The 25,555-nt window shown below is 58.6% G+C and carries 30 protein-coding genes and 1 tRNA gene; 16 read left to right on the forward strand and 15 right to left on the reverse strand.

Going from position 1 to position 25,555, the window contains the following annotated elements; all coding sequences use genetic code 11:
* Positions 1 to 79: 79 nt before the first annotated feature.
* The 5 genes from GS646_RS06480 to GS646_RS06500 all read left to right on the forward strand — a co-directional run bounded on the left by GS646_RS06480 (position 80) and on the right by GS646_RS06500 (position 3,847).
* Complete coding sequence (locus GS646_RS06480; protein ID WP_171648453.1) at positions 80 to 1,135, forward strand: SPOR domain-containing protein; 1,056 nt, start codon at positions 80 to 82, stop codon at positions 1,133 to 1,135.
* Positions 1,132 to 2,139: a beta-N-acetylhexosaminidase gene (gene nagZ, locus GS646_RS06485; protein WP_171183584.1), complete on the forward strand. Its 1,008-nt coding sequence runs from the start codon at positions 1,132 to 1,134 to the stop codon at positions 2,137 to 2,139. Before GS646_RS06480 ends, nagZ begins: the two co-directional genes overlap by 4 nt.
* Positions 2,129 to 2,923, forward strand: coding sequence for a ScpA family protein (locus GS646_RS06490; protein WP_171179786.1), 795 nt, complete (start codon positions 2,129 to 2,131; stop codon positions 2,921 to 2,923). The genes nagZ and GS646_RS06490 overlap by 11 nt, the downstream gene beginning before the upstream one ends.
* The gene (gene scpB / locus GS646_RS06495; protein ID WP_171090549.1) at positions 2,916 to 3,566 is read left to right on the forward strand and encodes an SMC-Scp complex subunit ScpB; all 651 of its coding nucleotides are present in this window, start codon (positions 2,916 to 2,918) and stop codon (positions 3,564 to 3,566) included. Before GS646_RS06490 ends, scpB begins: the two co-directional genes overlap by 8 nt.
* A 65-nt stretch (positions 3,567 to 3,631) precedes the next feature.
* Complete coding sequence (locus GS646_RS06500; RefSeq protein ID WP_171183580.1) at positions 3,632 to 3,847, forward strand: hypothetical protein; 216 nt, start codon at positions 3,632 to 3,634, stop codon at positions 3,845 to 3,847.
* 3 nt (positions 3,848 to 3,850) lie between these two features.
* On the opposite strand, the gene GS646_RS06505 is transcribed toward GS646_RS06500, so the two are convergent.
* The 8 genes from GS646_RS06505 to GS646_RS06540 all read right to left on the reverse strand — a co-directional run bounded on the left by GS646_RS06505 (position 3,851) and on the right by GS646_RS06540 (position 9,207).
* On the reverse strand, positions 3,851 to 4,930 hold the full coding sequence (locus GS646_RS06505) for a 2'-deoxycytidine 5'-triphosphate deaminase (RefSeq protein ID WP_171183578.1): 1,080 nt from the start codon (positions 4,928 to 4,930) through the stop codon (positions 3,851 to 3,853).
* Between the two features lie 61 nt (positions 4,931 to 4,991).
* Positions 4,992 to 5,068 (reverse strand) — tRNA-Pro (locus tag GS646_RS06510).
* A gap of 61 nt (positions 5,069 to 5,129) precedes the next feature.
* The gene (locus GS646_RS06515; RefSeq protein ID WP_171183577.1) at positions 5,130 to 5,735 is read right to left on the reverse strand and encodes a MerR family transcriptional regulator; all 606 of its coding nucleotides are present in this window, start codon (positions 5,733 to 5,735) and stop codon (positions 5,130 to 5,132) included.
* 18 nt (positions 5,736 to 5,753) lie between these two features.
* Positions 5,754 to 6,056 (reverse strand): integration host factor subunit alpha, encoded by a 303-nt coding sequence (ihfA, locus tag GS646_RS06520; RefSeq protein WP_152458234.1) that lies wholly within the window; start codon positions 6,054 to 6,056, stop codon positions 5,754 to 5,756.
* A gap of 96 nt (positions 6,057 to 6,152) precedes the next feature.
* Positions 6,153 to 7,124, reverse strand: a complete 972-nt coding sequence (locus GS646_RS06525; RefSeq protein WP_171183575.1) for a beta-ketoacyl-ACP synthase III — start codon at positions 7,122 to 7,124, stop codon at positions 6,153 to 6,155.
* 21 nt (positions 7,125 to 7,145) lie between these two features.
* Complete coding sequence (gene plsX, locus GS646_RS06530; protein ID WP_171090535.1) at positions 7,146 to 8,234, reverse strand: phosphate acyltransferase PlsX; 1,089 nt, start codon at positions 8,232 to 8,234, stop codon at positions 7,146 to 7,148.
* 24 nt (positions 8,235 to 8,258) lie between these two features.
* Complete coding sequence (gene rpmF / locus GS646_RS06535) at positions 8,259 to 8,465, reverse strand: 50S ribosomal protein L32 (protein WP_008756996.1); 207 nt, start codon at positions 8,463 to 8,465, stop codon at positions 8,259 to 8,261.
* A 205-nt stretch (positions 8,466 to 8,670) separates the two neighbouring features.
* Positions 8,671 to 9,207, reverse strand: coding sequence for a DUF177 domain-containing protein (locus tag GS646_RS06540; protein WP_171183573.1), 537 nt, complete (start codon positions 9,205 to 9,207; stop codon positions 8,671 to 8,673).
* Between the two features lie 85 nt (positions 9,208 to 9,292).
* On the opposite strand from GS646_RS06540, the gene GS646_RS06545 reads away from it, so the two are divergent.
* The 3 genes from GS646_RS06545 (at position 9,293) to GS646_RS06555 (ending at position 12,484) form a co-directional block, all read left to right on the forward strand.
* The gene (locus GS646_RS06545) at positions 9,293 to 9,766 is read left to right on the forward strand and encodes an outer membrane protein assembly factor BamE (protein WP_171090530.1); all 474 of its coding nucleotides are present in this window, start codon (positions 9,293 to 9,295) and stop codon (positions 9,764 to 9,766) included.
* A 100-nt stretch (positions 9,767 to 9,866) separates the two neighbouring features.
* Positions 9,867 to 10,607, forward strand: a complete 741-nt coding sequence (locus GS646_RS06550) for a GNAT family N-acyltransferase (RefSeq protein ID WP_171183571.1) — start codon at positions 9,867 to 9,869, stop codon at positions 10,605 to 10,607.
* A gap of 68 nt (positions 10,608 to 10,675) precedes the next feature.
* Entirely contained in the window at positions 10,676 to 12,484 is a 1,809-nt protein-coding gene (locus GS646_RS06555) for an ABC-F family ATP-binding cassette domain-containing protein (protein ID WP_253746751.1), read from the forward strand.
* Here GS646_RS06555 and GS646_RS06560 read toward each other — a convergent pair.
* Both GS646_RS06560 and GS646_RS06565 read right to left on the reverse strand, forming a co-directional pair.
* Positions 12,481 to 13,011, reverse strand: a complete 531-nt coding sequence (locus GS646_RS06560) for a sugar O-acetyltransferase (protein ID WP_305848851.1) — start codon at positions 13,009 to 13,011, stop codon at positions 12,481 to 12,483. The genes GS646_RS06555 and GS646_RS06560 overlap by 4 nt on opposite strands.
* 27 nt (positions 13,012 to 13,038) lie before the next feature.
* Positions 13,039 to 13,794, reverse strand: a complete 756-nt coding sequence (locus GS646_RS06565; RefSeq protein ID WP_171183567.1) for a 3-hydroxyacyl-CoA dehydrogenase — start codon at positions 13,792 to 13,794, stop codon at positions 13,039 to 13,041.
* 207 nt (positions 13,795 to 14,001) lie between these two features.
* Between GS646_RS06565 and GS646_RS06570 the strand changes: the two genes are divergently transcribed.
* Positions 14,002 to 14,817, forward strand: coding sequence for a hypothetical protein (locus GS646_RS06570; protein WP_171183565.1), 816 nt, complete (start codon positions 14,002 to 14,004; stop codon positions 14,815 to 14,817).
* A 78-nt stretch (positions 14,818 to 14,895) separates the two neighbouring features.
* On the opposite strand, the gene tyrS is transcribed toward GS646_RS06570, so the two are convergent.
* Positions 14,896 to 16,149, reverse strand: a complete 1,254-nt coding sequence (gene tyrS / locus GS646_RS06575; RefSeq protein ID WP_171183563.1) for a tyrosine--tRNA ligase — start codon at positions 16,147 to 16,149, stop codon at positions 14,896 to 14,898.
* Positions 16,150 to 16,392: 243 nt separating this feature from the next.
* Between tyrS and GS646_RS06580 the strand changes: the two genes are divergently transcribed.
* The 3 genes from GS646_RS06580 to GS646_RS06590 all read left to right on the forward strand — a co-directional run bounded on the left by GS646_RS06580 (position 16,393) and on the right by GS646_RS06590 (position 18,354).
* Positions 16,393 to 17,514, forward strand: a complete 1,122-nt coding sequence (locus tag GS646_RS06580) for an anhydro-N-acetylmuramic acid kinase (protein ID WP_371732059.1) — start codon at positions 16,393 to 16,395, stop codon at positions 17,512 to 17,514.
* Positions 17,515 to 17,592: 78 nt separating this feature from the next.
* Positions 17,593 to 17,883: a hypothetical protein gene (locus tag GS646_RS06585; RefSeq protein WP_171183559.1), complete on the forward strand. Its 291-nt coding sequence runs from the start codon at positions 17,593 to 17,595 to the stop codon at positions 17,881 to 17,883.
* A 9-nt stretch (positions 17,884 to 17,892) separates the two neighbouring features.
* Positions 17,893 to 18,354 carry a hypothetical protein gene (locus GS646_RS06590; RefSeq protein ID WP_171183557.1) on the forward strand — a complete coding sequence of 154 codons (462 nt, stop codon included), beginning with the start codon at positions 17,893 to 17,895 and terminating at the stop codon, positions 18,352 to 18,354.
* A 67-nt stretch (positions 18,355 to 18,421) separates the two neighbouring features.
* On the opposite strand, the gene GS646_RS06595 is transcribed toward GS646_RS06590, so the two are convergent.
* The 3 genes from GS646_RS06595 to GS646_RS06605 form a co-directional block, all read right to left on the reverse strand.
* Positions 18,422 to 19,312, reverse strand: a complete 891-nt coding sequence (locus GS646_RS06595; RefSeq protein ID WP_171648452.1) for a fatty acid desaturase — start codon at positions 19,310 to 19,312, stop codon at positions 18,422 to 18,424.
* A 45-nt stretch (positions 19,313 to 19,357) separates the two neighbouring features.
* Positions 19,358 to 19,987, reverse strand: a complete 630-nt coding sequence (locus GS646_RS06600; RefSeq protein ID WP_171183553.1) for an extensin family protein — start codon at positions 19,985 to 19,987, stop codon at positions 19,358 to 19,360.
* A gap of 198 nt (positions 19,988 to 20,185) precedes the next feature.
* The gene (locus tag GS646_RS06605) at positions 20,186 to 20,605 is read right to left on the reverse strand and encodes a cupin domain-containing protein (protein ID WP_171183551.1); all 420 of its coding nucleotides are present in this window, start codon (positions 20,603 to 20,605) and stop codon (positions 20,186 to 20,188) included.
* Positions 20,606 to 20,691: 86 nt separating this feature from the next.
* On the opposite strand from GS646_RS06605, the gene GS646_RS06610 reads away from it, so the two are divergent.
* Positions 20,692 to 22,110: a YdiU family protein gene (locus tag GS646_RS06610; RefSeq protein ID WP_171183549.1), complete on the forward strand. Its 1,419-nt coding sequence runs from the start codon at positions 20,692 to 20,694 to the stop codon at positions 22,108 to 22,110.
* Positions 22,111 to 22,124: 14 nt separating this feature from the next.
* Here GS646_RS06610 and GS646_RS06615 read toward each other — a convergent pair whose 3' ends face one another.
* The gene (locus GS646_RS06615) at positions 22,125 to 23,012 is read right to left on the reverse strand and encodes a DMT family transporter (protein ID WP_171183547.1); all 888 of its coding nucleotides are present in this window, start codon (positions 23,010 to 23,012) and stop codon (positions 22,125 to 22,127) included.
* Between the two features lie 220 nt (positions 23,013 to 23,232).
* Between GS646_RS06615 and GS646_RS06620 the strand changes: the two genes are divergently transcribed.
* From GS646_RS06620 to GS646_RS06630, 3 genes are all read left to right on the forward strand, one after another.
* Entirely contained in the window at positions 23,233 to 23,937 is a 705-nt protein-coding gene (locus GS646_RS06620; RefSeq protein WP_171090504.1) for an endonuclease/exonuclease/phosphatase family protein, read from the forward strand.
* Positions 23,938 to 24,020: 83 nt separating this feature from the next.
* The gene (locus tag GS646_RS06625; RefSeq protein WP_171090502.1) at positions 24,021 to 24,434 is read left to right on the forward strand and encodes a Fur family transcriptional regulator; all 414 of its coding nucleotides are present in this window, start codon (positions 24,021 to 24,023) and stop codon (positions 24,432 to 24,434) included.
* 134 nt (positions 24,435 to 24,568) lie between these two features.
* Positions 24,569 to 25,447 carry a DMT family transporter gene (locus GS646_RS06630; protein WP_171183545.1) on the forward strand — a complete coding sequence of 293 codons (879 nt, stop codon included), beginning with the start codon at positions 24,569 to 24,571 and terminating at the stop codon, positions 25,445 to 25,447.
* The last annotated feature ends 108 nt before the right edge of the window (positions 25,448 to 25,555 follow it).

The raw sequence follows: 25,555 nt of genomic DNA on the forward strand, positions 1-25,555 counted from the left end.
CCCGAACCGCCGGTACGAGGTAGGCAAGAAATGACCCGCGCGCCTTATTTTCAGGCGCGAAACGGGCAGTGAGGCGGACATGGCGAGTTACGATTACTCGGGGCAGCAAAGCCCCGAGCAGATGCATTACCCGAATCAAGCGTATTCTGAGGATGCGTATGATTACCCCGATGATATGCAAGATTATGACGCACCGCGCGGCACGTATGGGCTGGGCCGGATCGTAAATGTTCTTGGCGCCGTCGCGTCCTTGGCGTTGGTCGCGGGTGTTGGCGTATGGGGCTATCAACTGGTCATGCGGGATGTGAGCGGCGTGCCCGTGGTGCGTGCGGCCGAAGGCCCGATGCGCATCCAACCGGAAAATCCGGGTGGAACCCCTGCGGATCACCAGGGGCTGGCCGTCAATGCCGTTGCCGCTGAAGGTACCGCTGCAGCCCCCGCAGATCGGCTGATCCTTGCGCCACGACCAGTATCTTTGACGGACGAAGACCTGCCCGGCGGCGACCTGAAGCCGACCCCGGCACTGCATGTTGTCGAAGAGCCGATCACCACCCAGGAAGCTGCGCGTCTGCGCCAAAGCGCGGTGGACGCGCTGGTGGCTGAACTGGCGGGTGAGGCGGCCAAGACCCAGCAGGAATTTGAAGACGGGACACAAGTGGCGTCGCTGGCCACGCCCGAGGAAGAACCGGCTATTGATCCCGCCGATTTTGCTGCGGCCTTGCCAGATCCGGCCATTGCCGAGTTGCCGGGGGTCCGCAGGTCATTGCGCCCGATCAAACGCCCTGCGCGCAGTCAGATCTCACCCAGTGAGGCGTCTGAGGGTGCGATCAATGCTGCCGTGAAGGCTGCGGCTGGGCTGGATGTCGATCCCGACACGCTGGCCAAAGGCACGCGTCTGGCGCAGCTTGGGGCCTATGACAGCACTCAGGTGGCGCAGGCTGAATGGGATCGCCTGAGCGGTCGGTTCGGTGAATACATGGACGGTAAACAGCGCGTTATCCAGAAAACCTCAAGCGGCGGTCGAACCTTTTACCGCCTGCGCGTTCTGGGATTTGAAGACCTGAGCGACTCGCGCCAGTTCTGTGCCGCGCTGGTGGCGCAAGGGGCTGATTGTATTCCGGTGGCCGTGCGGTGAAATTTGGCGCAACGATCACCGATGCCGAAGGACTGCGTCTGACGCAGGAGGAAAGAGACCTGTTCCGCCAGATGAACCCGTTCGGGTTCATCCTGTTTGCCCGCAACATCGAAAACGCCGATCAGGTCCGCGCCCTGTGCGACGACTTCCGCGAGGCGGTCGGGCGCAATTGCCCGATCACCATTGATCAGGAAGGCGGGCGCGTGCAGCGCTTGCGCGCACCTTTGGCCCGCGAATGGCTACCACCGCTGGATCACGTTACGCGTGCAGGCGATCAGGCCGAGCGGGCGATGTATCTGCGCTATCGCCTGATTGCGGACGAACTGTTCAGCCTGGGGATCGACAGCAACTGCGCTCCCATGGTCGATGTGGCGCGGTCTGATACGCACGCATTTCTCAAGAATCGCTGCTATGCTTCTGATCCTGAACAGATTTCCAAGGTTGGTCGAGCCGTTGCAAAAGGGCACTTGGACGGGGGCGTTCTGCCTGTGATCAAACACATGCCCGGACATGGCCGCTCCACGCTGGACAGCCACTACGACTTGCCGCATGTCGATCTGTCATTGGACGAATTGGACAGCAGCGATTTCGCGCCGTTTCGTGCACTGAACGATTTGCCGATGGGGATGACCGCGCATCTGGTCTACGATCAGATAGATCCCCAACCGGCCACAATTTCAGCCACCATGATGGGTGTGATCCGCGAAAAGATCGGCTTTGGTGGGCTGATCATGACCGACGATATCGGGATGAAAGCGCTGAGCGGCACTCCGGCTGAAGTGTCCCGTCAGGCCATTCAGGCGGGATGTGATGTTGTTCTGCACTGTAATGGCAGTTTTGCAGACCGTGCCGCAGTGATGGAAAGTGCCGGAGAGATGACCGATCAGGCACAAGCCCGCGCAGAACGGGCGCTGGCGATGCGCAAACCTCCGCAGCAACTTGACATCCCTGCCGTCGAAGCGGAACTATCTGCCCTAATGGGCGGGCAGGTATATGAACGATAACCTCTTTAGCGAAGACCCTGTCTCGGTCGCGGATCGTCTTGCGGCCGAAGCACTGATCGTTGACGTCGATGGATTCGAAGGCCCTCTGGATGTGCTGCTGACCCTGTCGCGGACGCAAAAGGTGGATCTGAGGAAAATCTCGGTTCTGGCACTGGCGCAGCAATACCTGGCTTTCGTTGAAAAGGCCCGTGCGCTGCGGATCGAACTGGCTGCTGACTATCTGGTTATGGCCGCGTGGCTGGCCTTTCTCAAATCCCGGTTGCTGTTGCCTCCGGACCCCGATGACGAGGGGCCATCGGGCGAGGAACTGGCCGCGCATCTGGCGTTTCAGCTAGAACGCCTTCAGGCCATGCGCGACGCTGCAGCGCGATTGATGGCGCGCGATCAGTTGGGCCGCGATTTCTTCAAGCGCGGGCAGGGCGAAGATATCACCCGTATCCGCACCGTGACCTATTCCGCCACGCTGCTGGATCTGATGCAGGGCTATGCCCGTATCCGTACGCGGGATGAATTCCGCCCCTTTGTGATGGATCGCGACTCGGTCTTCACGATGGAACAGGCACTGGAAAGGATGCGCCCGTTGATTGGCTTTGCCGGAGCGTGGACCGACATGGAGACGTACCTGCCGGAGGGCTGGGACGCCGACCCGGTGCGCCGCAGGTCTGCGACGGCGGCAACTTTTGCGGCCTCGTTAGAGCTGGTGAAAGAAGGACATATGGAGATGAAACAGAGCGAGACATTCGCTCCGATCCATCTGCGAAAGAGGACCGAGACACGTGACTGACGCCCCTGAAGAAACCGGTACACTGTTCGAAGCACCTCCGCTGGCGGAACAGGAACGCATGGTCGAGGCTGTTCTTTTCGCCAGTTCTGAACCGGTGACAATCGCAGATCTGGAAGCCCGGATGCCCCATGGCAGCGACGCGGCGCAAGCGGTTGAATTGCTTCAGAAACGTTATGAAGGCCGCGGCGTGCGTGTTGTGCGTGTCGGTGAGGCTTGGGCCATCCGCACGGCGCCTGATTTGGGTTTTCTGATGCAGAAGGAAACGGTCGAAACCCGCAAACTCAGCCGCGCCGCGATCGAAACTCTGGCCATCGTGGCTTATCATCAGCCCTGTACACGGGCCGAGATCGAAGAAATCCGCGGAGTTTCCGTTTCGCGCGGAACCATTGATCAGCTCTTGGAGATGGAGTGGATCAAACTGGGCCGTCGCCGTATGACGCCGGGCCGTCCTGTGACCTTTGTGGTTACGCCAGAATTCCTGGATCACTTTGGTCTGGAAAACGCGCGTGACCTGCCTGGCCTGAAAGAACTTCGGGCGGCTGGGCTTCTCGAAAACCGGCCTCCACCGGGTGCCATTCCGCTGGGTGAAGGGCGCGAGGATGAGGCCGACGAAGATCAGACCGAGCTGTTCGAGGAAGAGTGACTACGCAGCCCTTTTGTTGCCGCATAAAACGCCTATCTTAAGCCGCGAGGACAGGGAGTTGAGCAATGAATGCAAATCGGATCATTGATATGATCGTGCGTCAGGTCATGCGGCGACTGGTGAACAAAGGCGTGAACAAGGGCATTGATACGGCCAGTCGCATGGGCAAGGGCGACGGTTCATCGAAGGGGCCAAAGCACGCCAATTCATCTGATCATGCCCAAAAGCTACGGCAGGCAGAAAAGATGAGCCGGCAGATGCGCCGGTTCATGAAATTCTAGAGCTTACCCAACCGCCTTGAAGTGCTTGGACAATTTCAGGCCCTGACCCTGATAGTTTGATGCAATGCCCGCGCCGTACAATTGCGTCGGCATGTCGGCCATTTTCTCATAGACCAGACGCCCGACAACTTGCCCGTGCTCTAGCACAAAAGGTGCTTCGTGGCAGCGAACCTCTAAAACACCGCGCGATCCAGCTCCACCCGCAGCGGCGTGACCGAAGCCGGGGTCAAAGAAACCGGCGTAGTGCACCCGGAATTCACCAACCATTGCCAGATAGGGGGCCATTTCAGCGGCGTACATCGGCGGAATATGCACTGCTTCGCGGCTGACAAGGATATAGAACGCGCCGGGATCAAGGATGATACAACCGTCCTTGGTACGCACTTCCTCCCAATAATCCTGCGGGTCGTATTCGCCGATACGATCCAGATCAATCACCCCGGTGTGGGGCTTGGCGCGGTAGCCGACCAGATCAGTGTCAGGCAGTTGCAGATCGACCGAGAAGCCGAGACCGTCCTGAATAACAGCAGGTCCGTCAACCAATGGAGACTCGGCGTGCAGAGACTTCAGTTCATCGTCTGAAAGAACCGCCTGACCCTGACGGAAGCGAATCTGGTTGAGGCGCATTCCGGGGCGCACCAGTACCGAGAACGAGCGCGGGCAGATTTCCGCATAAAGCGGACCCGAGTAACCTGCGGGAACCCTGTCAAATTCGGTGCCACCATCGGTGATGGTCCGGGTCAGAAGGTCCAGCCGCCCGGTCGAGCTTTTGGCATTGGCGACAGCGCTCATGTCGTCGGGCAGGGCGAGCGATTCCATCAGCGGCACCAGATAAACGCAGCCTTTTTCCAGAACCGCCCCGTCGGTGATGTCGATACGGTGCATCTCGAACTCGGTCAATCGATCCGTGACACTACGGCCTTCACCCGCAAGGAACGAGGCGCGGACGCGGTAAGCAACTGTTCCTAAACGTAAATCAAGGCTGGCCGGTTGAATCTGTGCAGGCAGAACGTCCGGGCTGGCGCTGATCTCGCCACGCGTGATCATCGCTTCGATCTGCTGGTTTGGACATACACCTGTCATCTCGATCCCCTCTGGTGCCAGAGCGGGATCTGGCCTGTGTGCCATAAACGTCGGTGTGATTTGGTCGGGCTAGCAGGACTCGAACCTGCGACCTTCCGTCCCCCAGACGGACGCGCTACCAGGCTGCGCCATAGCCCGACGTTGGGGTGTTCATAAAGATTTTCCCGGCAGGGGCAAGAGGAAAACAATGCCTTTTTTCCTAACCCGTCGCCTGTGTCTCGACACGATCCAGCCAGTGGCGCAGGTCTTTTGCAATCGGAGCGATGCGGCGCAGCAGATCGTCGTCAAACTCTGCTCGGTTCCACGCCAATGAGGTGATTCCCCCCATCAAAGGGGCGGCATCAAGCTCAGGCTCTGCGACTGGTTTTGCGTTAGCGGTTGGCGCGTCGTTGATCTGAGCATCCTCTTTCACCAACGGCTCGGATGGTTCGCCCAAATCCATGTGGATCTGTTCCGTGACTGGCGCAGTTTTTGGCTCAAACGGCACCACGGTGTCTTCCACGGGCTCAGCCGGGGCAGGGGAATGTTCCTCTAGCGACGGAGACAGCGACGCAACATGCGCCACGCCTTGCTCGCGCAGGATACGCTGCACGCCTTTGATCGTGATTCCGTCTTCGTGGAGCAGTTTTTTGATCCCGCCCAGAAGCCGCATGTCATTGGGGCGGTAATACCGGCGTCCACCCGCCCGTTTGACGGGTTTCACCTGCGTGAACCGGCTTTCCCAGAAACGCAGAACATGGGCCTGTACGCCAAGCCAATCCGCAACTTCACTGATAGTGCGAAACGCGTCGGGAGACTTGCTCATATCCGCGCGACCTCGGGGTTACTTGCGATTCCCGGCAGCGACGCGATCTTTCATCAGATGCGACGGACGGAAGGTCAGCACACGGCGCGGCTGAATTGGAACTTCTTCACCGGTTTTGGGATTGCGACCAACACGGGCGGTTTTGTCGCGTACACTGAACGTGCCGAAGGATGAAATCTTGACTTGCTCACCGCGCACCAGAGCGTCAGACATGTGGTTAAGAACACTTTCAACCAGCTGTGCGCTTTCGTTTCGTGAAAGCCCAACTTCGCGAAAGACGGCTTCGCTCAGATCCATTCGAGTCAGTGTTTTATCGCCCATGCCATTTCCCCTGTTGATATCAAAGCATATGGGTATGGCAAATTCGCTGTCAATATCAATGAATTGCGGGTGGCTGTGTAAGCCGGTTTGCGCCGGTTACCAGCGCAGAACAACCGCGCCCCATGCCAGCCCACCGCCAATGGCTTCGGTCACGATCAGGTCGCCGGGCTTGATCTGCCCACGCTGTTTGCCCACCGAAAGGGCCAGCGGAATCGATGCGGCCGAGGTGTTGCCATGATCCTGAACCGTCACCACGACGTTCTCCATAGGCAGGCCCATTTTCTTGGCGGTGCCCTGAATGATGCGGATATTGGCCTGATGCGGCACGATCCAGTCTACGTCCGAGTTGCCCAGACCCGCGCGCTCGAGTGCGGTTTCAGCAGTTTTTGTAAGTTTTTCAACAGCATGTCGGAACACTTGGTTGCCTTGCATACGCAAATGCCCGGTGGATTGAGTAGATACTCCGCCATCGACATAGAGCAGATCCTTGTAGCGACCGTCCGAGTTCAGATCGGTTGCCAGAATGCCGCGATCATCCGAAGTGCCGTTGCCTTCCTGAGCTTCCAACACCAACGCTCCGGCTCCATCGCCGAAAAGGACACACGTGGAGCGATCCGTCCAGTCCATGATCCGAGAGAACGTCTCGGCGCCGATAACCAGCACGCGCTTGGCCTGACCCGAAACAATCAGCGCATTTGCGTTGGAAAGTGCAAAAACGAATCCCGCGCATACGGCTTGTACGTCAAAGGCAAACCCCTTGGTCATGCCAAGCCGGGCCTGAACCATGGTTGCCGCAGACGGGAAGGTCAGATCAGCGGTCGATGTCGCTACGACGATGGCGTCAATGTCATCCGCACTCAAATCGGCATCTGCCAAGGCCGCCTCGGCAGCTTTTGTCGCCAGATCCGAGGTCGTTTCGCCTTCGGCTGCGAAATGGCGCCGCTCAATACCCGATCGCGTTCGGATCCACTCGTCGGTTGTGTCCAGCGTTTTCTCAAACTCGGAATTAGGAACAATGCGTTCCGGCAAATAATGCCCGACACCTACTACAACTGAACGGCCTGCCATGTTGGGGTACTGCCTTTTTGATTATTTTTCGGTCTGCGGCGCAGCTTGCGCGGCATCTTGTGCAAGCTGGGCTGTGGATGCAACCCGCGCGGCCAATTTTTCGGAAAAGCCCGATTGCGCCAGCGTAAAGGCCAGCTTGATTGCAGCCGACACGCCGGTCGCGTCTGCGCCGCCATGAGATTTCACCACGGTGCCGTTCAGCCCAAGAAAGACGCCGCCGTTCACACGCCTTGGGTCGATCCGTTTCTTCAGACGGTTTAGCGAGGTGATCGCCAGAATTGACGCCAGCCGGGACAGCGGAGAATACTTGAACGCCTGGCGCAGCAGGTCACCGATCAGGCTGGCTGTACCCTCACCGGTCTTAATCGCAACATTGCCGGTAAACCCATCCGTGACAATGACATCTGCCTTATCGCCCGGAATGTCGCTGCCTTCGACAAAGCCCACAAATTCGAAATTTGCCTGCTCTGCAAACTCGGTGATCATTGCGTGCGCTTCTTTCAGCTCGGCGCGGCCCTTGTGTTCTTCGGTGCCGACATTCAGCAACCCAATGCGGGGCCGTGCAAGCGCCATGCCATTGCGCGCATATGAAGCGCCCATCAGGGCATATTGCAGCAAATCCTTGGCGTCGGCGCGGACGTCGGCGCCTACGTCGAGCATCACGTTGAACCCCTGAGGGTTGCGCGAAGGCCACAGAATCGCAATGGCCGGGCGGTTCACGCCCGGCAGTTTGCGCAGGCGCATCATCGACAGCGCCATCAGCGCACCGGTGTTTCCACAAGACACCGCACCATGTGCCTCGCCCTGGCGCACAGCCTCCAGCGTGGACCACATCGAAGTTTGCTTGCCGTTGCGCACAACCTGACTTGGCTTGTCCTCCATCGTGACGACGTCCGGACAATCACGAAAAACGACGCGCCCCTCAAGGACACGCCGTTTTGCGACTAGCTTTCGCAGGACCTGCTCGGGACCGTGCAGCAAGAACCCAATATCCGGGTTCTTGTCAGCCGACTTCGCCAGACCGGCAACAACAACTGCGGGACCCTCATCCCCACCCATGGCGTCGACCGAGATGGTGATCCGTCCGGCGTGCGTGGGCTGTTCAGTCATGCCTCGGCCTGCGCTCAATCAGGCTTAGGCTGCGTCTTCGTCCAGGTCGATTTCGTCGGCCTGTGCGACGACTTCACGATCATCATAGTGGCCGCAGGATGCGCAAACGTGATGCGGGCGCTTCAGCTCGCCACAGTTGGGGCATTCGTTCGGGTTTGCAGCAACCAGAGCGTCGTGTGCGCGGCGGTTGTTGCGACGCGACTTGGAAACTTTGTTCTGTTGGACGGCCATGGTCTCAACCTTTGTCTACTGAGGGTCAGCAGATTCGCCGCCGACCGGGTTTCATATTTCGTTTTATCGTGGTTTGACGCGCGTTTAGGCGACCAGCCCCGCAATGTCCAACCCAAAATCCGATGAGCGCGCGAAAATACTGCGATTCTCGTCATGTTCAAGCGATTTTTCTGGCCGCCTGCTATGACAGGAAATCAGCCCCCTGTCACTCGTCTTTTTTCAGCGCGTCGCGCAAACCCGCCAATCCGGCAAATGGCTTGACGTCTTCGTCGGTCATGGCCTGTTTGCCTGGCTCTGTATAGTCGACCTGGCCCAGTTCTGCCCCGTCCTTGCGTGGGTATTGCGGCAATGCCAGCGCCAGCGCCTCGACCATGACCAGTGCCGGATCAATCTCGGGACCCAGCGGTTCGGATTCGTCATCTTCGGGGATCTCGAACTCGGGTTCATCAGGATCGGTCCAATCGGACAGAAAGGTGCGATGAACCGGGACATCAATACGGGTTGTGACAGGGTCGAGGGTCACGACGCAGGGCTGGATGACAGTGGCTCCAAGCTTGCCGTTGAGAACCCAGTCGCGCTTGCCCTGCGCTCGGACCTCTCCGACAAAGCTGAGCTTGCGCAAACCCAGCAATCCCAGATCTTGCCGAATCTCGTCCAACGAAGCGGCAGAAGGGCGCAGATCGAACGGTGTTGGAGCGTTCTGAGGCAGATCGGCCACCCGAAGTGATGTAAGGTTGCTCATTTGTGAGCCTTTCTATGTGTTGAACCGTGGCAGCGGTTTCTGTAATCGGATAGAAGCCGCAAGAGGCCAAGGCAAGAGGGTGCATATGTTGAAGGTAATGAACCGGTTGAAACCAGCGACAAAATCGCTTGTGTTTGTTGCCTGTCTGGCTGCGGTCGGGGCCTGTACGCCCATCTTCAAGAATCACGGCTATGTCCCCCCGGCCGAGGAACTGGCGGAAATCAAGGTTGGCGTCGATACGCGCGACACCGTGGAAGAAGCCATCGGTGCTCCGGGCGCTTCGGGTGTGGTGCGGGATTCAGGCTTTTACTATGTCCGCTCGCGGGTGCGGCACTACGGCCCGAAACGGCCTGAGGTCGTATCGCGTGAACTGGTTGCCATCAGCTTTGACCAACGTGGCGTGGTCAGAAACATCGAGCGTTTTGGCCTGGAAGACGGGATCGTGATTCCCCTGGAACGCCGTGTGACTGATTCCAACGTTCAGGACAAAGGCTTCCTGCGTCAGCTGCTTGGCAATATCGGCAACTTCAACCCGGCTAACATTCCGGGTGCCAACTAATTCGGTCTGCTGACTTGCGTTGGTCACAAGACGGTCACATGTCTTGTGTCAGCGAGGTCATGAAGACAACATTGGGTCGGCAACCCCGGAGGATGCGACCGTGGCGACAGCGGTTTTGTTGAGCAAAGGGCGCTATCGCGCCCGATTGGCGCAGTCGGCTGAAGACATCAGTGCCGCACAGGCATTGCGCACACAGGCTTTTGGCACTCAGCAGCTGGACACTGATGCGTTCGACAGGCGGTGTTGCCACGTTTTGGTCGAGGACATGCGCACTGACGCGCGGCTTGTCTGTTGTTTTCGTATGATGAGTATGGATCACGGTCGAGAAGTCGGGCGCAGCTATTCTGCGCAGTTCTACGACCTAAGCTCGCTTGAGGGTTTCAACGGCAGAATGGTCGAGATGGGGCGGTTCTGTGTCCACCCCGATTGCAGTGATCCCGATATTCTGCGCGTCGCGTGGGGTGCGATGACTGCTTATGTGGATCAGAACGGCGTTGAGATGTTGTTTGGGTGTTCGTCCTTTGCCGGTACCGAGACCGAACAGTACCTGGACGCGTTTGCGATGCTCAAACACCGTCATCTGGCCCCAAAACGATGGCTGCCGCGGGTGAAGGCACCGGATGTTTTTCGCTTTGCCACGCGTTTGCGGCGCAGGCCGGATCTGAAGCAGGCGATGTTACGAATGCCGCCTTTGTTGCGGACCTATCTGATGATGGGTGGCTGGGTCAGTGATCACGCGGTTGTGGATCGCGACATGAACACGCTGCACGTTTTTACCGGGTTGGAAATCCGGGCGATTCCCCCAGCGCGGAAACGTCTGCTGCGGGCGGTGGCCCGGTAGTTTGAGTATTTTCGAAAAGGTGAAGCTGGGGCGTTGACGCAGTGTGACTGCCGGTTTAGCTGGCGGGCATGGCGAGAATTCCTTTGTTGCAGATGTCCGGCATTTCCCTGACCTTCGGGGGCGATCCGGTGTTTTCCGATCTTGATCTGGTTGTCCAACCCGGTGACCGCGTGGCACTGGTGGGGCGCAATGGGTCGGGCAAATCGACCCTTATGAAAGTGATGGCGGGACTGGTTGAAGCTGATCAGGGCGAGATCGTTGTACCGCCGGGGAAATCCGTAGGGTATATGGAGCAAGACCCAACGATGGAGGGGTTTGCAACTCTGGGGGACTATGCCTCTAGTGGGTTGGAGCCGGGCGAATTGTACAAGGTGGAACGGGCGGGTGAAGGGCTGAAGTTCGATCCTTCTCGCCCCGTTGAGACAGCCTCGGGTGGGGAACGGCGACGGGCAGCATTGGCCAAGTTGATGGCTGAAGCCCCCGATCTGATGCTGCTGGACGAGCCAACCAACCATTTGGATATTGAAGCCATCGCGTGGCTGGAGCGCGAACTAGGATCAACCCGGGCGGCTTTTGTATTGATCTCGCACGACAGGGCATTTTTGCGGGCACTGACGCGGGCGACGCTTTGGATCGACCGAGGGGCTGTCAGACGGCAGGAGCAGGGTTTTGATGCGTTTGAGTCCTGGCGGGACAAGGTCTGGGAAGAAGAAGACCAACAGCGTCACAAGTTGAATCGGTTGATCAAATCCGAAGCGAAATGGGCAGTCGAGGGCATCAGCGCCCGGCGCAAACGCAATCAGGGCAGGGTACGGGCCTTGCAAGCGTTGCGGGCGGAAAAGGCGGCGCAGATCAAACGTCAGGGTTCCGCTGCCATGACGCTTGAAGCGGGGCCAAAGTCGGGTCGTAAGGTCATTGAGGCCAAGGGCTTGGCCAAGGGGTTCGACGACAAGCAGATTGTTCGGAATTTTGACCTTCTGGTGCAGCGCGGTGATCGCGTGGCGTTTGTCGGACCTAATGGGGTGGGCAAGACTACGCTGCTGAAAATGCTGTTGAGACAGGTGGAGCCGGATGAGGGTTCGGTTTCGTTGGGCACCAACCTTGAGATCGCTGTGTTCGACCAAACTCGCGCTCAACTGGATCCCGAGATGTCCCTTTGGGACAGTTTGACCGGTGACCCCGAGATGCGGGTGTCGGGTAAGGCCGATCAGGTGATGGTGGGCGGACAGCCCAAGCACGTCGTTGGCTATCTCAAGGAATTTCTGTTTGACGAACGGCAGGCAAGAGCGGCCGTTAAGTCCCTGTCTGGTGGCGAAAAAGCACGGCTATTGCTGGCGAAGCTGATGGCGAAATCCTCGAACCTTTTGGTGCTGGACGAACCGACCAACGATCTGGATGTCGAGACACTGGACTTGTTGCAGGAGCTTTTGGACGATTACGACGGCACGGTTCTGTTGGTCAGCCACGACCGGGATTTTCTGGACCGTGTGGCCACGACGACCATTGCGATGGAGGGCAATGGGCGCGCCACGGTTTATGCCGGTGGGTGGTCGGATTACATCGCGCAACGCGGTGATGTGACGGGCAAAAAAGAAGAAAAAGCAAAAGCTTCAAAGCCAAAGGTCAAGCAAGAGGCCAAGCCGAAATCGGGTCTGTCTTTCTCGGAAAAACACAGATTGGAAAAACTGCCCGTCGAGATCGCGCGCCTGGAGGCCGAGATCGCCAAGCTGGAAGAGTTGATGTCTGATCCCGAACTGTTCACCCGCGAGCCTGTCAAGTTCCAGAAGGCCACCGACGCTTTGGTGGAGCGGCAAGAAAAGCTTTCGGCTGCAGAGGAAGAGTGGCTAATGCTCGAAGAAAAGGCTGAAAGCGCTTAAGGCTTCAGACCTCTGGCAGGGTTTCCTGCGACTGTCTCTCCGGCGGGAACGTTTTTGGTGACGACGCTGCCTGCGCCAATCGTGGCATTGTCGCCGATAGTGACGCCGGGCAACAGGATCGCGCCACCACCGACCCACACATGTTTGCCTATTGTAACCGGCAAGCCGATTTCCAGCCCTTGCGCCCGTTCAGCCGGGTCCTTGGCGTGTTGGGCGCAATAGATCTGGACATGGGGGCCAAACATTGAGTCGTCCCCGATCCGTACCGGGGCTGTGTCCAATACCACGCAGCCCGCGTTGAAATAGACCCGGTTGCCCAGATGGATGTTCATCCCATAGGCGCAATGAAACGGGGCTTCGAGGAAACAGTCTTCGCCTACTTGACCCAGCAAGGCACGTAGCTCTGGTGCCATCGCGCCGCGTGCGTCGGGTGGGCAATTGTTGTGCGCGTGAACGGCGTGTCTCGCTTGCGCGCGTAAGGCATCAAGTTCCGGGTCCAGACAGCAATACCATTGACCGGACTGCATTTTTTCACGTTCCGACATGGGGCAGGTTTAGCGCATGCGCAGGGCGCCGTCGACGCGGATGACCTCACCATTCAGATAACCCATCTCGACAATGAAACCGGCCAGACGACCGTATTCCTTCGGGTCGCCCAAACGGGGCGGGTTCGGGACGTCAGCAGCGAGCTGTTGTTGTACCTCTTCGGGCAGGCCAGCCAGCATCGGTGTCATGAAGATGCCGGGTGCAATTGTCATGACGCGAATGCCGGTTGAGGCTAGATCACGGGCCATCGGAAGGGTCATGCCGACGACACCGCCTTTGGACGCTGCGTAGGCCGCCTGACCCTTTTGCCCGTCATAGGCGGCGATAGAGGCGGTGTTGATGATTACACCACGCGCGCCATCGGACTCGGGGTCATTCCTGGCCATCTCGGCGACGGCAAGACGAGACACGTTGAAAGTGCCGACCAGATTGATGTCGATGGTGCGCTGAAAGGCATCCAAAGGGTGGGGACCATCCTTACCGACCGTTTTGATGCCATACGCGATGCCCGCGCAATTTACGGCAGCAGTGATCTTGCCCATCTTCTCCACGCCATGGCGCACGGCGGCAGCCACCGAATCTTCATCAGTCACGTCCGTCTGCGCGAAGTGACCCCCGATTTCGGCAGCGACCTTTGCGCCGCGATCCGCGTCGCGGTCCAGAATGGTAACCTGCGCACCTTCAGAGGCAAAATAGCGGGCCGTGGCTTCGCCGAGACCGGAAGCGCCGCCGGTGACGAGTGCTGCTGTGGTGGACAGGTGCATGGTGAACTCCTCCCAGAGATATGAACACTTGTTCAATAACTGCTACGCGGGGGTGGTGTCCACACTTTTGATGATGACGCTGCCCATCCGGGCTGTGCTTGCGTTCCTGAAGACAAATTAATCCGACCCTCACGAAAACGCGCCTGTTTGTGAGTGAAGATGTTGGGGCCGTCATGTGTTTTTTCGCCAGGAGGTCCTGATATGGTTATGAGTAAGAAACAAACGCTGGGCGCTGTATTTGTCGCGCCTGTTTTTGGATTGGTGATGATTGGCAGTGCATCTGCTGCACCGGAAACCTGTACTGGAAAAACAGCCCGCAGCCTGGCGAATGCCGGGGATTATGCGGGCCTATGTGATTGTGTGCAGGTGACGCCGAGTTTTCTGGACAGGCTTCAGAGACGGTCGGATTTCGAGACAACGTTGGACGTGACCGGGGCACAGTGTCCGGGTCTCGCCGCGCTACTGACGGACTTGCCGACGGCAAGCCTTTCGGGATCAAGTGAAAACCGTGGTGAAAGCCGGGGATCTGAACCGATTGGTGAAGCGTTTGCAGATGCAGGAAGTCCAGGATCGCCAGGCGGTGGTGAACCCGGAGATGGCGACGACCCGAGCGATGGTGGCGGTCCCGGTGACAGTGGTGATCCTGGTGATGCCGGCGGACCGGGTGATGGCGGCGGACCCGGTGATGGTGGTGAACCCGGTGATGGTGGCGAACCGGGTGATGGCGGTGGACCCGGAGACGGTGGTGAACCCGGTGATGGCGGTGGACCCGGAGACGGTGGTGAACCCGGTGATGGCGGCGGAAAAGGCGGCGGCAAGGGAGAAGGTAAAGGCAAAGGCGGCGGCAAAGGCGGCGAAGGTAAAGGTAAAGGCGGCAAAGGCGGCAGCAAAGGCAACAACGGTAGCGGGAATGGCGGCGAAGGCAGCAGCCCGGGCCGGGGCAACAACGCCAACAATGACGAAGGCGGCGATGACCGGAACGGTCGTGGCGGCGGTCGAGGGGGCGGAAAGGGACTTAGGTAAACACCCCGTCTTACGAAGCAACACGGCCACCCGATTGGGTGGCCGTTTTTTGCTTTGCCTCTTCTGATTGAGGCCTTGTCAGCCGAGCTGAACCAGCGCGTGGCGCTTTTTGCCAGCGCTCAGCTTGATGGGCGATGACAGCGCGCCTGCGTCGATCATCAGCCCTGCATCGGTCAGCGGAGCATCATCCAGCTTGGCCCCGTTCTCGGCGATCAGGCGCTTGGCCTCTTTGCCGGATTTTGCCAAACCCGATTTGACGATGATCTGCACGATGGACATGCCGTCACCCAATTCGTCAGGGCTGAGGGTCAGTGTTGGCAGATCTCCACCAACGCCGCCTTTCTCGAACACTTCACGCGCGGTCGCTTCGGCGTTGGCCGCAGCCTGCGCGCCATGCAGCAGGGTTGTGACCTCATTGGCCAGACGGATTTTGGCTTCATTGATCTCGGACCCGGCAAGGGCGCCCAGACGATCGCACTCATCCACCGGCAATTCAGTGTAGAGCTTCAGAAACCGGCCCACATCCGCGTCGGTTGTGTTGCGCCAGAACTGCCAGAACTCATAGGGCGAGCGCATCTCAGCGTTCAGCCAGACCGCACCGTCCTGAGACTTGCCCATTTTCTTGCCGTCACTGGTGGTCAGCAGAGGCGAGGTCAGGCCGTAGATCTCGTGATCCAGCACGCGGCGGGTCAGGTCGATGCCGTTGACGATGTTGCCCCACTGATCCGAGCCGCCCATCTGCAGAACGCAGCCATAGCGGCGGTTCAGTTCCAGGAAGTCATAAGCCTGAAGGATCATGTAGTTAAACTCGAGGAAGCTCAGCGACTGCTCACGATCCAGCCGCGACTTCACAGACTCAAACGACAGCATCCGGTTGACCGAGAAATGGCGCCCGATATCCCGGAGAAAATCGAGGTAGTTCAGATCGTCCAGCCATTCGGCATTGTTCAGCATAAGCGCCTTGTTCTCGGCGTCCGTGTCATAGTCGATATAGGCGGCGAACACCTTCTTGATGCCCGAGATGTTCTCGTCGATCTGTTCGGGGCCCAGCAGGGGGCGTTCATCCGCGCGGAACGACGGATCGCCCACCTTGGTCGTCCCACCGCCCATCAGGGTGATCGGCTGGTGGCCGGTTTTCTGGAACCAGCGCAGCATCATGATCTGGATCAGGCTGCCCACATGCAACGACTTGGCCGTTGCATCAAAGCCGATATAGGCCGGTTTGCACCCACTGATCAGCGCGTCGTCAAGGCCCTGATAATCGGTGCAGTCGGCGAGAAAGCCGCGCTCGATCATCGTGGCGATGAAATCCGATTTGGGGTGGTAGGTCATATCGTGCCCTTTGGGTTAATGTTGCGGGGCACTGTATAGGCGGCAGCGCGCAGGAGGAAAAGCCACCTTTTCATAAGTGTGTCGGGTGTCGATCCCGCCACGCGATTTGCGAAAAATGAATGCCGCCTGATGAGAACGCTTGCGTTTTTGTGCAAACAAAAGGCAGTTTGACCGGGCTGCAACCCAGAGGTGAACCCAAAGACCCGGATGTGGCGAAAAGAACAGCCAGATCAGGAGGCAGGCGTGAGCCAGACCATCAGCAAACACGGTGTGATCCGGGCGTTGGGCGCAATGTCGGGGACTTCGATGGATGGGGTGGATGCCGCGATGGTCGAAACCGACGGGCACCAGATCATCGGGTTCGGGCCAAGCGGTTATCGCGCCTACACTGACGCTGAACGCGACGTGTTGCGTAGGGCGCTGGGGCAGTGGCACGGGCCAGATGTCGATGCAGCCGCCGAATTGGTCACTTTTGCCCATGCCGAAGCACTGTCGGAATTTGAAGAGGTCGACCTGATCGGTTTTCACGGCCAGACCCTGGCACATGAGCCGCGCGGGCGTGGCACCTTGCAAGTGGGTGACGGTCTGGGACTGGCGCAGGCGTTGGGGCGTCCGGTCGTCTGGGATTTCCGCAGCGATGATGTGGCGATGGGGGGCGAGGGGGCTCCGCTGGCGCCGTTCTTTCATTTTGCCTGCGCCAAGTGGTTTGGTGCGGATCGGCCCCTGTGCTTTCTGAACCTGGGTGGGGTCGGCAATCTGACCTATGTTGATCCGTCCTTTGACGGACCCGAAGCGCCGGGTGCTTTGCTGGCCTTTGACACCGGGCCTGCAAATGCGCCTGTTGACGATCTGATGCAAGCCCGGCTGGGGCTGCCGATGGACCGGGACGGAGCGCTTGCACGTGATGGCACCGTCGAAATGGGCGCGCTAGAGCTGTTTTTGGCCGAGCCATACTTTGCCCGGATGCCGCCGAAATCATTGGACCGGAATGATTTTTCGGAAATGATCGGTCTGGTGCAGGAATTGAACGATGCGGATGCCGTGGCAACCCTGACCGGGATGTGTGCCGCGGGGGTCGTGCAAGGGATGGAGCATTGCCCAAAACCTCCGTCATGTGTGCTGGTCACCGGCGGTGGGCGACATAATCCGGTTTTGATGGAGATGCTGCGCGTGTCGTTGGACTGCCCGGTCGAACCGGTTGAGGCGGTGGGACTGGATGGCGATATGCTTGAGGCGCAGGCTTTTGCCTATCTGGCGGTGCGCGTGGCGCGAGGCCTGCCGACCTCGTGCCCCGGCACAACCGGTGTTCAGGCACTGGTCGGGGGCGGAGTGGTCAGCTCGGTTTCGATGGATGCCGTTGGGTAGCATTACCCAAAAACAGTTCAAAAAAACAACTTGTTGTGCGACGGTTGCCTCAGACCCATGGATTGAGGGCAAGGCATTATGGCGACAAAAGCAGAGCTTGAAACAGAGTTAGAGAAACTACGGCAGCGCAACGCGACGTTGGAAGCGCGGGTTGAAGAAGACCCGAAGCTCAAGGACGCGCCCGAACGCGTCAAGACATCAGATGAAATCCGAAAGCTGCTTGAAGAGCATGGCATTGATCTGAGCAAGGCACAGTCCTTGGGAGAGGACGTGGTCGAGGAATTCGGCCGCCTGCAGAAGGATTATCCGATGACTGCGTTACTGATTGCGTTTTCGCTGGGATACGTTGTCGGACGCGCACAAGGTTAGGAGGGACCCATGAGCAGATTGAGTAGAAATCTGGTGACGATCTATCGGACGGAACGTCTGATCGCCCGGCGCCGTCTGGCCGTGGTTCAACAGCAGACTATTTTGATGGGGATCGCGGGCATTGCTGCCCTGTCAGCGTTGGTGCTTGTGAACGTTGCTTTGTTCTTTGCTCTGCAAAACTCCATGTCTCCTGCCTCGGCCGCTGCATTACTGGCACTTGGCAATCTTGCGTTCGCCTGTCTGCTGGTCTTGTTCGCGCGACGCAGCAACGCAGAGGACGAAGTCGCCCCGGCGGTTGAAGTTCGCGACATGGCAATTGCAGATATCGAGGATGAGTTGGAAGAGATGGCGTCCGAAGCGCGCGAAGTTGTGCAGGCCGTCAAAAGCATCGGGGCGAATCCATTGGGTTCGATGGCGACAGTGTTGGTGCCTTTAATCAGCATGTTGATCAAAAGTCGAAGTGGCGATTAGGGGGCGCTGCCCCCGCCGCGCAAGCGCGCCTCCCCCGAGATATTTTGGGCCAGATGAAGAACGGATCTTATGAGTTGAGCGTTCGGGCGTAGTCTTTGGTGAATTCCGTGTAACCGGTGGATGTGGATTTCAAGTGCGCGCGCGTCCAGTCGTGCAACTCGGGCAAGTGGTGGAACGGGACATTTGGAAAGGAGTGATGCTCGGCGTGGTACGGCATGTTCCAGGCCAAAAACCGTAAGGCCCGGTTGGTAAAGGTTGTGCGCGAGTTCTCGAGCATGTTCGCCACTGGCGGGCAGAGGCCATGCTCGGCCAGCAGGTAAAGGCGTAAAACGGGTTGAGCGACCAGCACAGGAAGAAGCCAGACCCAGAACAGCATCGTGCTGTAGGTCAGGCTGATGAGCGTTAAGGCGTAGAGACCAAGCAGAATGCGCGCTTCGACCTTCATCGCTTTGTGTTGGCGCTTCGGAAGGTAAGGGGCGTCCAGGTGGCCGCGTGCGTTTTGAACCAGAACCTTTGCCATGCCGCTCCAATAGGTCCAACCGCTCAGGTAGATCATCAGGTCAGGCCAGTTGTCGGGGCGCGGTTTTCCATCCAGCTCCGGGTCGCGTTTGGGGTCGTTGGTCCATTTGTGGTGGGCCAGATGGAAATATCGGAACCACGTAAAGGGCAGGGCAATTGGGACCGAGACCAGATGTCCGACCGCATCGTTCAGCCACCCTGTACGAAAAGGGGTCTTGTGGGTGCATTCGTGGCTGAGGGTGAAGAGGAACACCAGCAAAACGCCTTGCGGCAGGACCAAGACCGGCCAGAACGGGATTTGCGCCAAAATTGCGGCGCTCAGGGCCGCCAGCGCCGCCAGATAGATCAACAGATGGTTCAGCCCAGCGGAGTTCGACCGGCGTTGCAATCGGTCCTTAGTTTCGGCAGGCAAAGAAGCGATCAGGTCTTTGTGGTCCATACCGGCATCGTTAAACCCGGTTTAAGTCCGGTCAAGCCCGAAGGGCTAGCGGCAAACCGGAGCGCCTTTGCGCTGGGCTGTGTCAAAGTGAAAATGCCCAACGTGATAGCGGTCGGCGTCCGGGCCGAGTACGGTACTGAACACGCCACAGGCACCGTTGTGCAGCTCGCGCAACACCGCGCTTTGGGTCTTGTCCGTCCATCCGTCCTTAACGGTGATTTGTGTGCCGTCCTGAAGAACAAAGGTCGAAATATCAATGGCCCGCCCGCGTGCATGTTGAGACAGGCGCGCGCGTGGCTGGTTGTTCTGGGTTTTGCAGGCATAGTGCCCTACTACCCGCATGCCCTTGAGTCCGCCGCCTATTTCGGCAAAGGCGGGTTTGGCAACGGTTTCGATCCATGTTTTCAGCGTGACCGCCGTCTGACAATCCATCAGCGAAAACTGACTGAGGGCAACATCTGAGATCCGGTAGACCCGAACCGGTTTGGCAATGCCGCAGCCCCGGGTCTTGCTTTTCAGGGTTTTGCGCGTTTCGCCCAATATGGTCCAGTCGCCGCAGACGGCCCCACGTTCGCGCATCCGCTCGCGTCCTTGTTCCAATTGCATGGCCGCGCATGGGGACAGGTCTTCGGGCGTCTGCGCGGCTGGTTCGGCAGTTGTAGACTCGCTGGGCAATGAAACATCCAACGGTTCGCCAGAATCTGCACAGTCCGGGCTGGCGCTTGTAATCCCTGCACTTAAGCAGAGAATAAGGACAGTCAAACAGACCTGCTCCATGCTCACTCGATACTCCGTCACACACGGTTACGGGTACAGGATGGTCAAAGCTGAGCCGTCTGTAAACTCAACTTTTCAGAGATTTCTTGGGTCGGGCTATTCCCTTGGGATGTCAAAGCCCGGCGCGGCCAACTCAAAACCTTCGAAATCAAAGCCGGGAGAGACCGTGCAACTGACCAAGGTGTAGTCGCCCGTGCTGCGTGCAGCCTGCCAATGGCCTTCCGGAACGATCAGCTGCGGCGCGCCTTTTAACAGGTCAGGGGTCAGCAGATGATCGACCGCAGGCCCCGCATCCGTCGCGCTGAGCGATAGGAACAGAGGTGCGCCTGCGTGGTAGAGCCAGATCTCGGTGGCGTCGACCCGATGCCAGTGGCTGCTTTCACCGGCCTGCAACAAGAAATAGATGCAAGTGCCGGTGGGGCGGCCTGCGTTGCTGGCACGCCATGTCTCGGCATACCAACCGCCTTCGGGATGACGTTGCAGGTTCAGGTGATCGATAATGTCTTGTGCGGTCATAAGTGCCCTCTTGGTTCGGCGCGATTATGCACGGGACGATACGATCCGCTATGGTATTCGTGCGCCTGAACAATATGTAGTGCGACATGACCCTAACGATCCCCTTCGATAACACCTATGCCCGTCTGCCGGATGCGTTTTTTGCGCGGCAGGCGCCGGTTCCCGTGCGTTCACCGCAGATGATTGCATTCAACGATGATTTGGCGAAGTTGCTGCAGATCACCCCAGGAGATGTGCAGGACATGGCCCAGGCTTTTGCTGGCAATCGTCTGCCCACAGGTGCAGAGCCCATTGCGCAGCTGTATTCTGGGCACCAGTTCGGACAGTATAACCCTCAATTGGGGGATGGGCGTGCGGTGCTGCTGGGCGAGACCGTGGGCACCGATGGGGTGCGCCGGGACATACAGCTGAAAGGCTCGGGCCCCACGCCTTTTTCGCGCCGTGGCGATGGTCGGGCGTGGCTGGGGCCGGTTCTGCGCGAATATGTGGTGTCTGAGGCGATGCACGCGCTGGGCGTTCCGACCACGCGTGCTCTGGCGGCTGTGGAAACGGGCGAAACGGTGTTTCGCGAAGGCCCGATGCCGGGGGCGGTGTTGACGCGCGTGGCCAGCAGCCATCTGCGGGTGGGTACGTTTCAGGTTTTCGCCGCACGGGGGCAGCTGGACAGTTTGCGCCGACTGACGGAATACGCCATCGCGCGTCACTATCCTAAGGCTGACGGGCCTATGGGTCTGTTGCGGGCGGTGCGGGACGCACAGGCCAAGCTGATCGCGCAGTGGATGAGCGTGGGGTTCATTCACGGGGTGATGAACACTGACAATTGCTCGATCGCGGGTGAGACGATTGATTATGGCCCTTGCGCTTTCATGGACACGTATCACCCCAACACGGTCTACAGTTCGATTGACCGGATGGGGCGCTATGCCTATTCGAACCAGCCCGACATTGCTGTGTGGAATCTGGCGCAGCTTGCGACGTCGCTGATCCAGCAGATGGATGATAAGGAGGCCGCTGTCGAAGAGGCGACCGAGATCGTCCATGCCATGCCAGAGCTTTTGCAGCAGAATTGGTTGACCCTGTTCCGGGCCAAGATCGGTCTGACGGCTGACGAAGACGCTGATCTAGAGCTTGTGACGGATCTTTTGAAACGCATGGCCGAAGGGCAGGCGGACTTCACCAACACATTCCGGGCGCTGGGCAGCGATACCGCGCGGGATCAATTTGTTGACCCCGCCAGCTATGACAGTTGGGCCGAGGGCTGGCGCGCGCGATTAGAACGCGAAGCGCAACCGTTCGACGTGATGGCCGCTGCTAACCCGGCGTTTATTCCGCGTAACCACCGTGTCGAACAGATGATCCAAGCGGCGGTACAAGGGGATTACGCGCCGTTCCATCGGCTGAATGCCGTCCTCGCTCGGCCTTACGATGATCAGGATGACGACGCAGATTTGAAACGGCCCCCGGCCAAGAACGAGGTGGTGCACGCAACCTTCTGTGGGACATGACCCATAGGGCGACACTACTTTCGCACGATCTCCAACACGGCGGCGCTGACGATCAGCGCAGCGCCCAGAAACTCTCGTAGGCCAAAGGGTTCTCCGGATAGCACGGCAGCAGATGCGATTCCGACGACCACTTCGCTCATCAGCAGCAGGCCGACCCTTGAAGGGGAAAGCTTCGTCGCAGGCCAAATCGTCATGTAGATCATGGGCAGGACGTAAAAGGCCGACAACAGGGCCAACAGAAGAATGCGGATCGCTTCACTTTGCGCGATGGATGGTAAAGCCTGCTCGGGCAGAGCAAGAAGGCTGAATAGGGACAGGATCAGCGCACCGAAAACAAAGGCAAAGACCTGCCCCGAAATCGAGATGCGATTGACACGATAAAGGCCCATAGAGCCCAGGGCCCAGCATATGCCTGAGGCCAATGCCAGCCAATCGCCTATGTTTTGCGGCCAGGGCACGAAACCCGCGCCGCCCAGAACAACAAAAAGACCGCCCAACCCGCAGAAAAGACCAGCAAGGCGCATGAGGCTGAGACGCTCACCCAAAAACAAAACACCCAGAAGTGTTCCCCAGATCGGCGTGAGGTAGAACAGCAGGATGGACCGCACAACATCGGTATACACCAGGCTGATGGAATACAGGCTAAACGCGGCCCCTGTGAACATGCCGCTGAGCATCAGGTTGCGCCATTCCCGCACCAGCGTTTGCCGATCGCTCCAAATAAACGGAAGTAAGGCGATCAGGGCCGCGCAGTACATGACAATCCCGGGCCAGGGGCCGGTCAGACCCTGATCCAGAAAGAACCGAACCGGGATCCAGTAAAGCCCCCATAGCGCGCCACCCATGACCAGAACCAGGCTGGCGCGGGTGCTGTTGTCCGGCTGTGTCTGATGCAGTTCCATTCAGCCCCTCGAGTTGTGGCGGTGTCGCCGTTCCACTGCAACCGGATAGAGCAGAGGATCAAAAGGAACAATCCTTTGGTGATCGCTTGCAGGTCGTTTGCCAATTAACCGTGCAATTGGCTTTGTTTCTGTCCAAGGCATTCGTTCCGTAACCGAACAGAGGGGTTGCGCACCGCGCCAGAGGTGGCACATTGGGCGCAAGCCCATTGGTCAAGCCCTTATGAAACCGTCTTCAACCCTACGTATCGCTAGCTATAACATTCAAAAATGCCTCGGGCTGGATTTCCGGCGTCAACCGCAGCGCATCCTGCAGGTCATCGAACACATGCGGGCCGACATCGTTGTGTTACAAGAGGCTGACAAACGCCTGCCGCCCCGCCCGGCGGCCCTGCCGCATTTCATGCTGGATGAGGCGGGTTGGCAGATCGTCGATCTGGGCGGGGCCGGAAGCCTTGGGTGGCATGGCAATGCGGTCATCTGGCGTGGTGACGGCATTGCAGTCCGGCAAACAGGGCATCACGAATTGCCGGGGTTAGAGCCGCGCGGGGCTGTCCGAGTCGAGTTTGACACTCAAATCGGGCCGCTGCGGGTGATGGGGATGCATCTTGGGCTGTTGCCCGCATCCCGTAGGCAACAGATTTCGCATATCCGGCGCTGTGACGACGATCTTGACCAGATGCCAACTGTCTGGGCCGGGGACTTCAATGAATGGTCGCGACAACCAGTTCTGGACCATCTGGCCCCCGAAATGCGCTTTCTACCGCCTCGCCCCAGCTTTCCCGCAGCACAACCTCTGGGCGCGCTGGACCGGATCGCGCTGGGCGCAGGGGTGCAGGCCACTGCACATGGGGTTCACGACGCGCGCCCGGCGCATATCGCATCGGATCATCTGCCCGTTTGGGCCGATCTGACACGTGCCGCGTGAGATCAGCGGAAAAGCAGAAATCCTTGTGGCGCAAACGGCGCAGACATACTAAGACAGAGACCCGAGCAAGTCTGAGGGGCATCATGTCGGATACGATTATTGGGCGTTGTGAGGCCAAGGGCCTGCGCATGACCGGTCAAAGAAGGATCATCGCGCAGGTATTGGAGCAAAGCGACGACCATCCGGATGTCGAAGAACTTTATGCACGTGCTTCTGCCGTCGACAAAGGTATCTCGATCGCGACGGTCTATCGGACGGTCAAACTGTTTGAAGAGGCCGGGATTCTGGAACGTCTGGAATTCGGCGACGGCCGCGCGCGGTATGAAGATGCCGAGCGTGATCACCATGACCACCTGATCGACATGCAATCGGGCGAGGTTATCGAATTCGTCGACCCCGAAATCGAAGCCCTTCAGGAAAAAATCGCGGCAAAACTGGGATATAAGCTGAAAGGTCATCGGCTGGAACTGTACGGCGTGCCGCTGGAACAGGACTGATCCATCACGAAACGCGATTGATTAACCCACGTTAATTCATCAAGCGTGACGGGAATTTGTCTTGCCCGCGGCCGTCGCATCAGGTTGTTGTGCGCGATAGGCACCGGATGTGCCCTTTTCCTGTGGACGCGCAAATGAACAACGTAAACGGCATTCTGCTGCTCATAGGGTCGATGGCGGCCTTTGCACTTGAAGATATGTTCATCAAGGTCTTGTCGGTCTCTGTACCGACTGGGCAGATCATGGTGTTCCTCGGTCTGGTCTGTGGCGTCGTGTTCGCCATCTTGTCACTGGTCTCGCGTAAGCGGATTTTTGATCCGGTGGCCTGGCAATTACTGCCAATGGTACGTGCGGCAACCGAAGGGGTCGGGGCGGTGACCTTTGTGACAGCACTGTCTTTGATTGATCTGTCCACGGTCGCCGCCGTGTTTCAGGCCATGCCCCTTGCTGTCACCATGGGGGCGGCACTGTTTCTGGGTGAACAGGTTGGCTGGCGGCGCTGGAGCGCCATTGGTGTTGGTTTCATCGGCGTTCTGATGATCATCCGCCCTGGTTTGGAAGGATTCCAGCCCGAATCCCTGTTTGTGGTGTTGACCGTCATTGCCATTGCCGCACGGGATCTGATCACGCGCAAGCTGGACGTGCGGGTGGCCTCGACCGTTGTAGCAATGCAGGCCTATATCGCCGTTGCGCTGGCCGGGGGACTTTTGATGGCGATGTCTGGTGCATCCTTCACACCACTTCAGGATGGACAAGCCCTGCCATATTTAGGCGCCGTAGGGTTTGGCGTGATTGGGTACTACGGCATTGTTACTGCAATGCGTGTGGGCGAAGCGTCGGCTCTTATGCCGTTCCGCTATACACGTCTGGTGTTTTCGATCCTTGCGGGGATGCTGATGTTTGGTGAGCGGCCAGATGTCCTGACAATGGCGGGCGCGACCCTTATCATCGGGTCCGGTCTGTACACCTTTGTCCGCGAACGGCGATTGGCTCGCGAACTTGTCCCAGCCTGATCTTGTTGGCGCAAACAGAATACTGTTAGCCCTAAAGGGCGGTAAATATGCGTGTTAGCGTTAACGGAAACGGTTTACTTTTGGGCCGGTGCTGCTATGACGCGTGCA

Origin of the sequence: Ruegeria sp. HKCCD4315, assembly GCF_013112245.1 — a bacterium.
Lineage (GTDB): Bacteria > Pseudomonadota > Alphaproteobacteria > Rhodobacterales > Rhodobacteraceae > Ruegeria.

What these genes read in the sequence shown, in the direction of transcription:
- GS646_RS06480 (WP_171648453.1), top strand. Translation starts at nt 80, where the DNA reads ATGGCGAGTTACGATTACTCGGGGCAGCAAAGCCCCGAGCAGATGCAT.
- GS646_RS06490 (WP_171179786.1), top strand. Translation starts at nt 2,129, where the DNA reads ATGAACGATAACCTCTTTAGCGAAGACCCTGTCTCGGTCGCGGATCGT.
- GS646_RS06500 (WP_171183580.1), top strand. Translation starts at nt 3,632, where the DNA reads ATGAATGCAAATCGGATCATTGATATGATCGTGCGTCAGGTCATGCGG.
- GS646_RS06505 (WP_171183578.1), bottom strand. Translation starts at nt 4,930, where the DNA reads ATGACAGGTGTATGTCCAAACCAGCAGATCGAAGCGATGATCACGCGT.
- GS646_RS06515 (WP_171183577.1), bottom strand. Translation starts at nt 5,735, where the DNA reads ATGAGCAAGTCTCCCGACGCGTTTCGCACTATCAGTGAAGTTGCGGAT.
- ihfA (WP_152458234.1), bottom strand. Translation starts at nt 6,056, where the DNA reads ATGGGCGATAAAACACTGACTCGAATGGATCTGAGCGAAGCCGTCTTT.
- GS646_RS06525 (WP_171183575.1), bottom strand. Translation starts at nt 7,124, where the DNA reads ATGGCAGGCCGTTCAGTTGTAGTAGGTGTCGGGCATTATTTGCCGGAA.
- plsX (WP_171090535.1), bottom strand. Translation starts at nt 8,234, where the DNA reads ATGACTGAACAGCCCACGCACGCCGGACGGATCACCATCTCGGTCGAC.
- rpmF (WP_008756996.1), bottom strand. Translation starts at nt 8,465, where the DNA reads ATGGCCGTCCAACAGAACAAAGTTTCCAAGTCGCGTCGCAACAACCGC.
- GS646_RS06540 (WP_171183573.1), bottom strand. Translation starts at nt 9,207, where the DNA reads ATGAGCAACCTTACATCACTTCGGGTGGCCGATCTGCCTCAGAACGCT.
- GS646_RS06545 (WP_171090530.1), top strand. Translation starts at nt 9,293, where the DNA reads ATGTTGAAGGTAATGAACCGGTTGAAACCAGCGACAAAATCGCTTGTG.
- GS646_RS06555 (WP_253746751.1), top strand. Translation starts at nt 10,676, where the DNA reads ATGGCGAGAATTCCTTTGTTGCAGATGTCCGGCATTTCCCTGACCTTC.
- GS646_RS06560 (WP_305848851.1), bottom strand. Translation starts at nt 13,011, where the DNA reads ATGCAGTCCGGTCAATGGTATTGCTGTCTGGACCCGGAACTTGATGCC.
- GS646_RS06565 (WP_171183567.1), bottom strand. Translation starts at nt 13,794, where the DNA reads ATGCACCTGTCCACCACAGCAGCACTCGTCACCGGCGGCGCTTCCGGT.
- GS646_RS06570 (WP_171183565.1), top strand. Translation starts at nt 14,002, where the DNA reads ATGAGTAAGAAACAAACGCTGGGCGCTGTATTTGTCGCGCCTGTTTTT.
- tyrS (WP_171183563.1), bottom strand. Translation starts at nt 16,149, where the DNA reads ATGACCTACCACCCCAAATCGGATTTCATCGCCACGATGATCGAGCGC.
- GS646_RS06585 (WP_171183559.1), top strand. Translation starts at nt 17,593, where the DNA reads ATGGCGACAAAAGCAGAGCTTGAAACAGAGTTAGAGAAACTACGGCAG.
- GS646_RS06590 (WP_171183557.1), top strand. Translation starts at nt 17,893, where the DNA reads ATGAGCAGATTGAGTAGAAATCTGGTGACGATCTATCGGACGGAACGT.
- GS646_RS06595 (WP_171648452.1), bottom strand. Translation starts at nt 19,312, where the DNA reads ATGGACCACAAAGACCTGATCGCTTCTTTGCCTGCCGAAACTAAGGAC.
- GS646_RS06605 (WP_171183551.1), bottom strand. Translation starts at nt 20,605, where the DNA reads ATGACCGCACAAGACATTATCGATCACCTGAACCTGCAACGTCATCCC.
- GS646_RS06610 (WP_171183549.1), top strand. Translation starts at nt 20,692, where the DNA reads ATGACCCTAACGATCCCCTTCGATAACACCTATGCCCGTCTGCCGGAT.
- GS646_RS06615 (WP_171183547.1), bottom strand. Translation starts at nt 23,012, where the DNA reads ATGGAACTGCATCAGACACAGCCGGACAACAGCACCCGCGCCAGCCTG.
- GS646_RS06620 (WP_171090504.1), top strand. Translation starts at nt 23,233, where the DNA reads ATGAAACCGTCTTCAACCCTACGTATCGCTAGCTATAACATTCAAAAA.
- GS646_RS06625 (WP_171090502.1), top strand. Translation starts at nt 24,021, where the DNA reads ATGTCGGATACGATTATTGGGCGTTGTGAGGCCAAGGGCCTGCGCATG.
- GS646_RS06630 (WP_171183545.1), top strand. Translation starts at nt 24,569, where the DNA reads ATGAACAACGTAAACGGCATTCTGCTGCTCATAGGGTCGATGGCGGCC.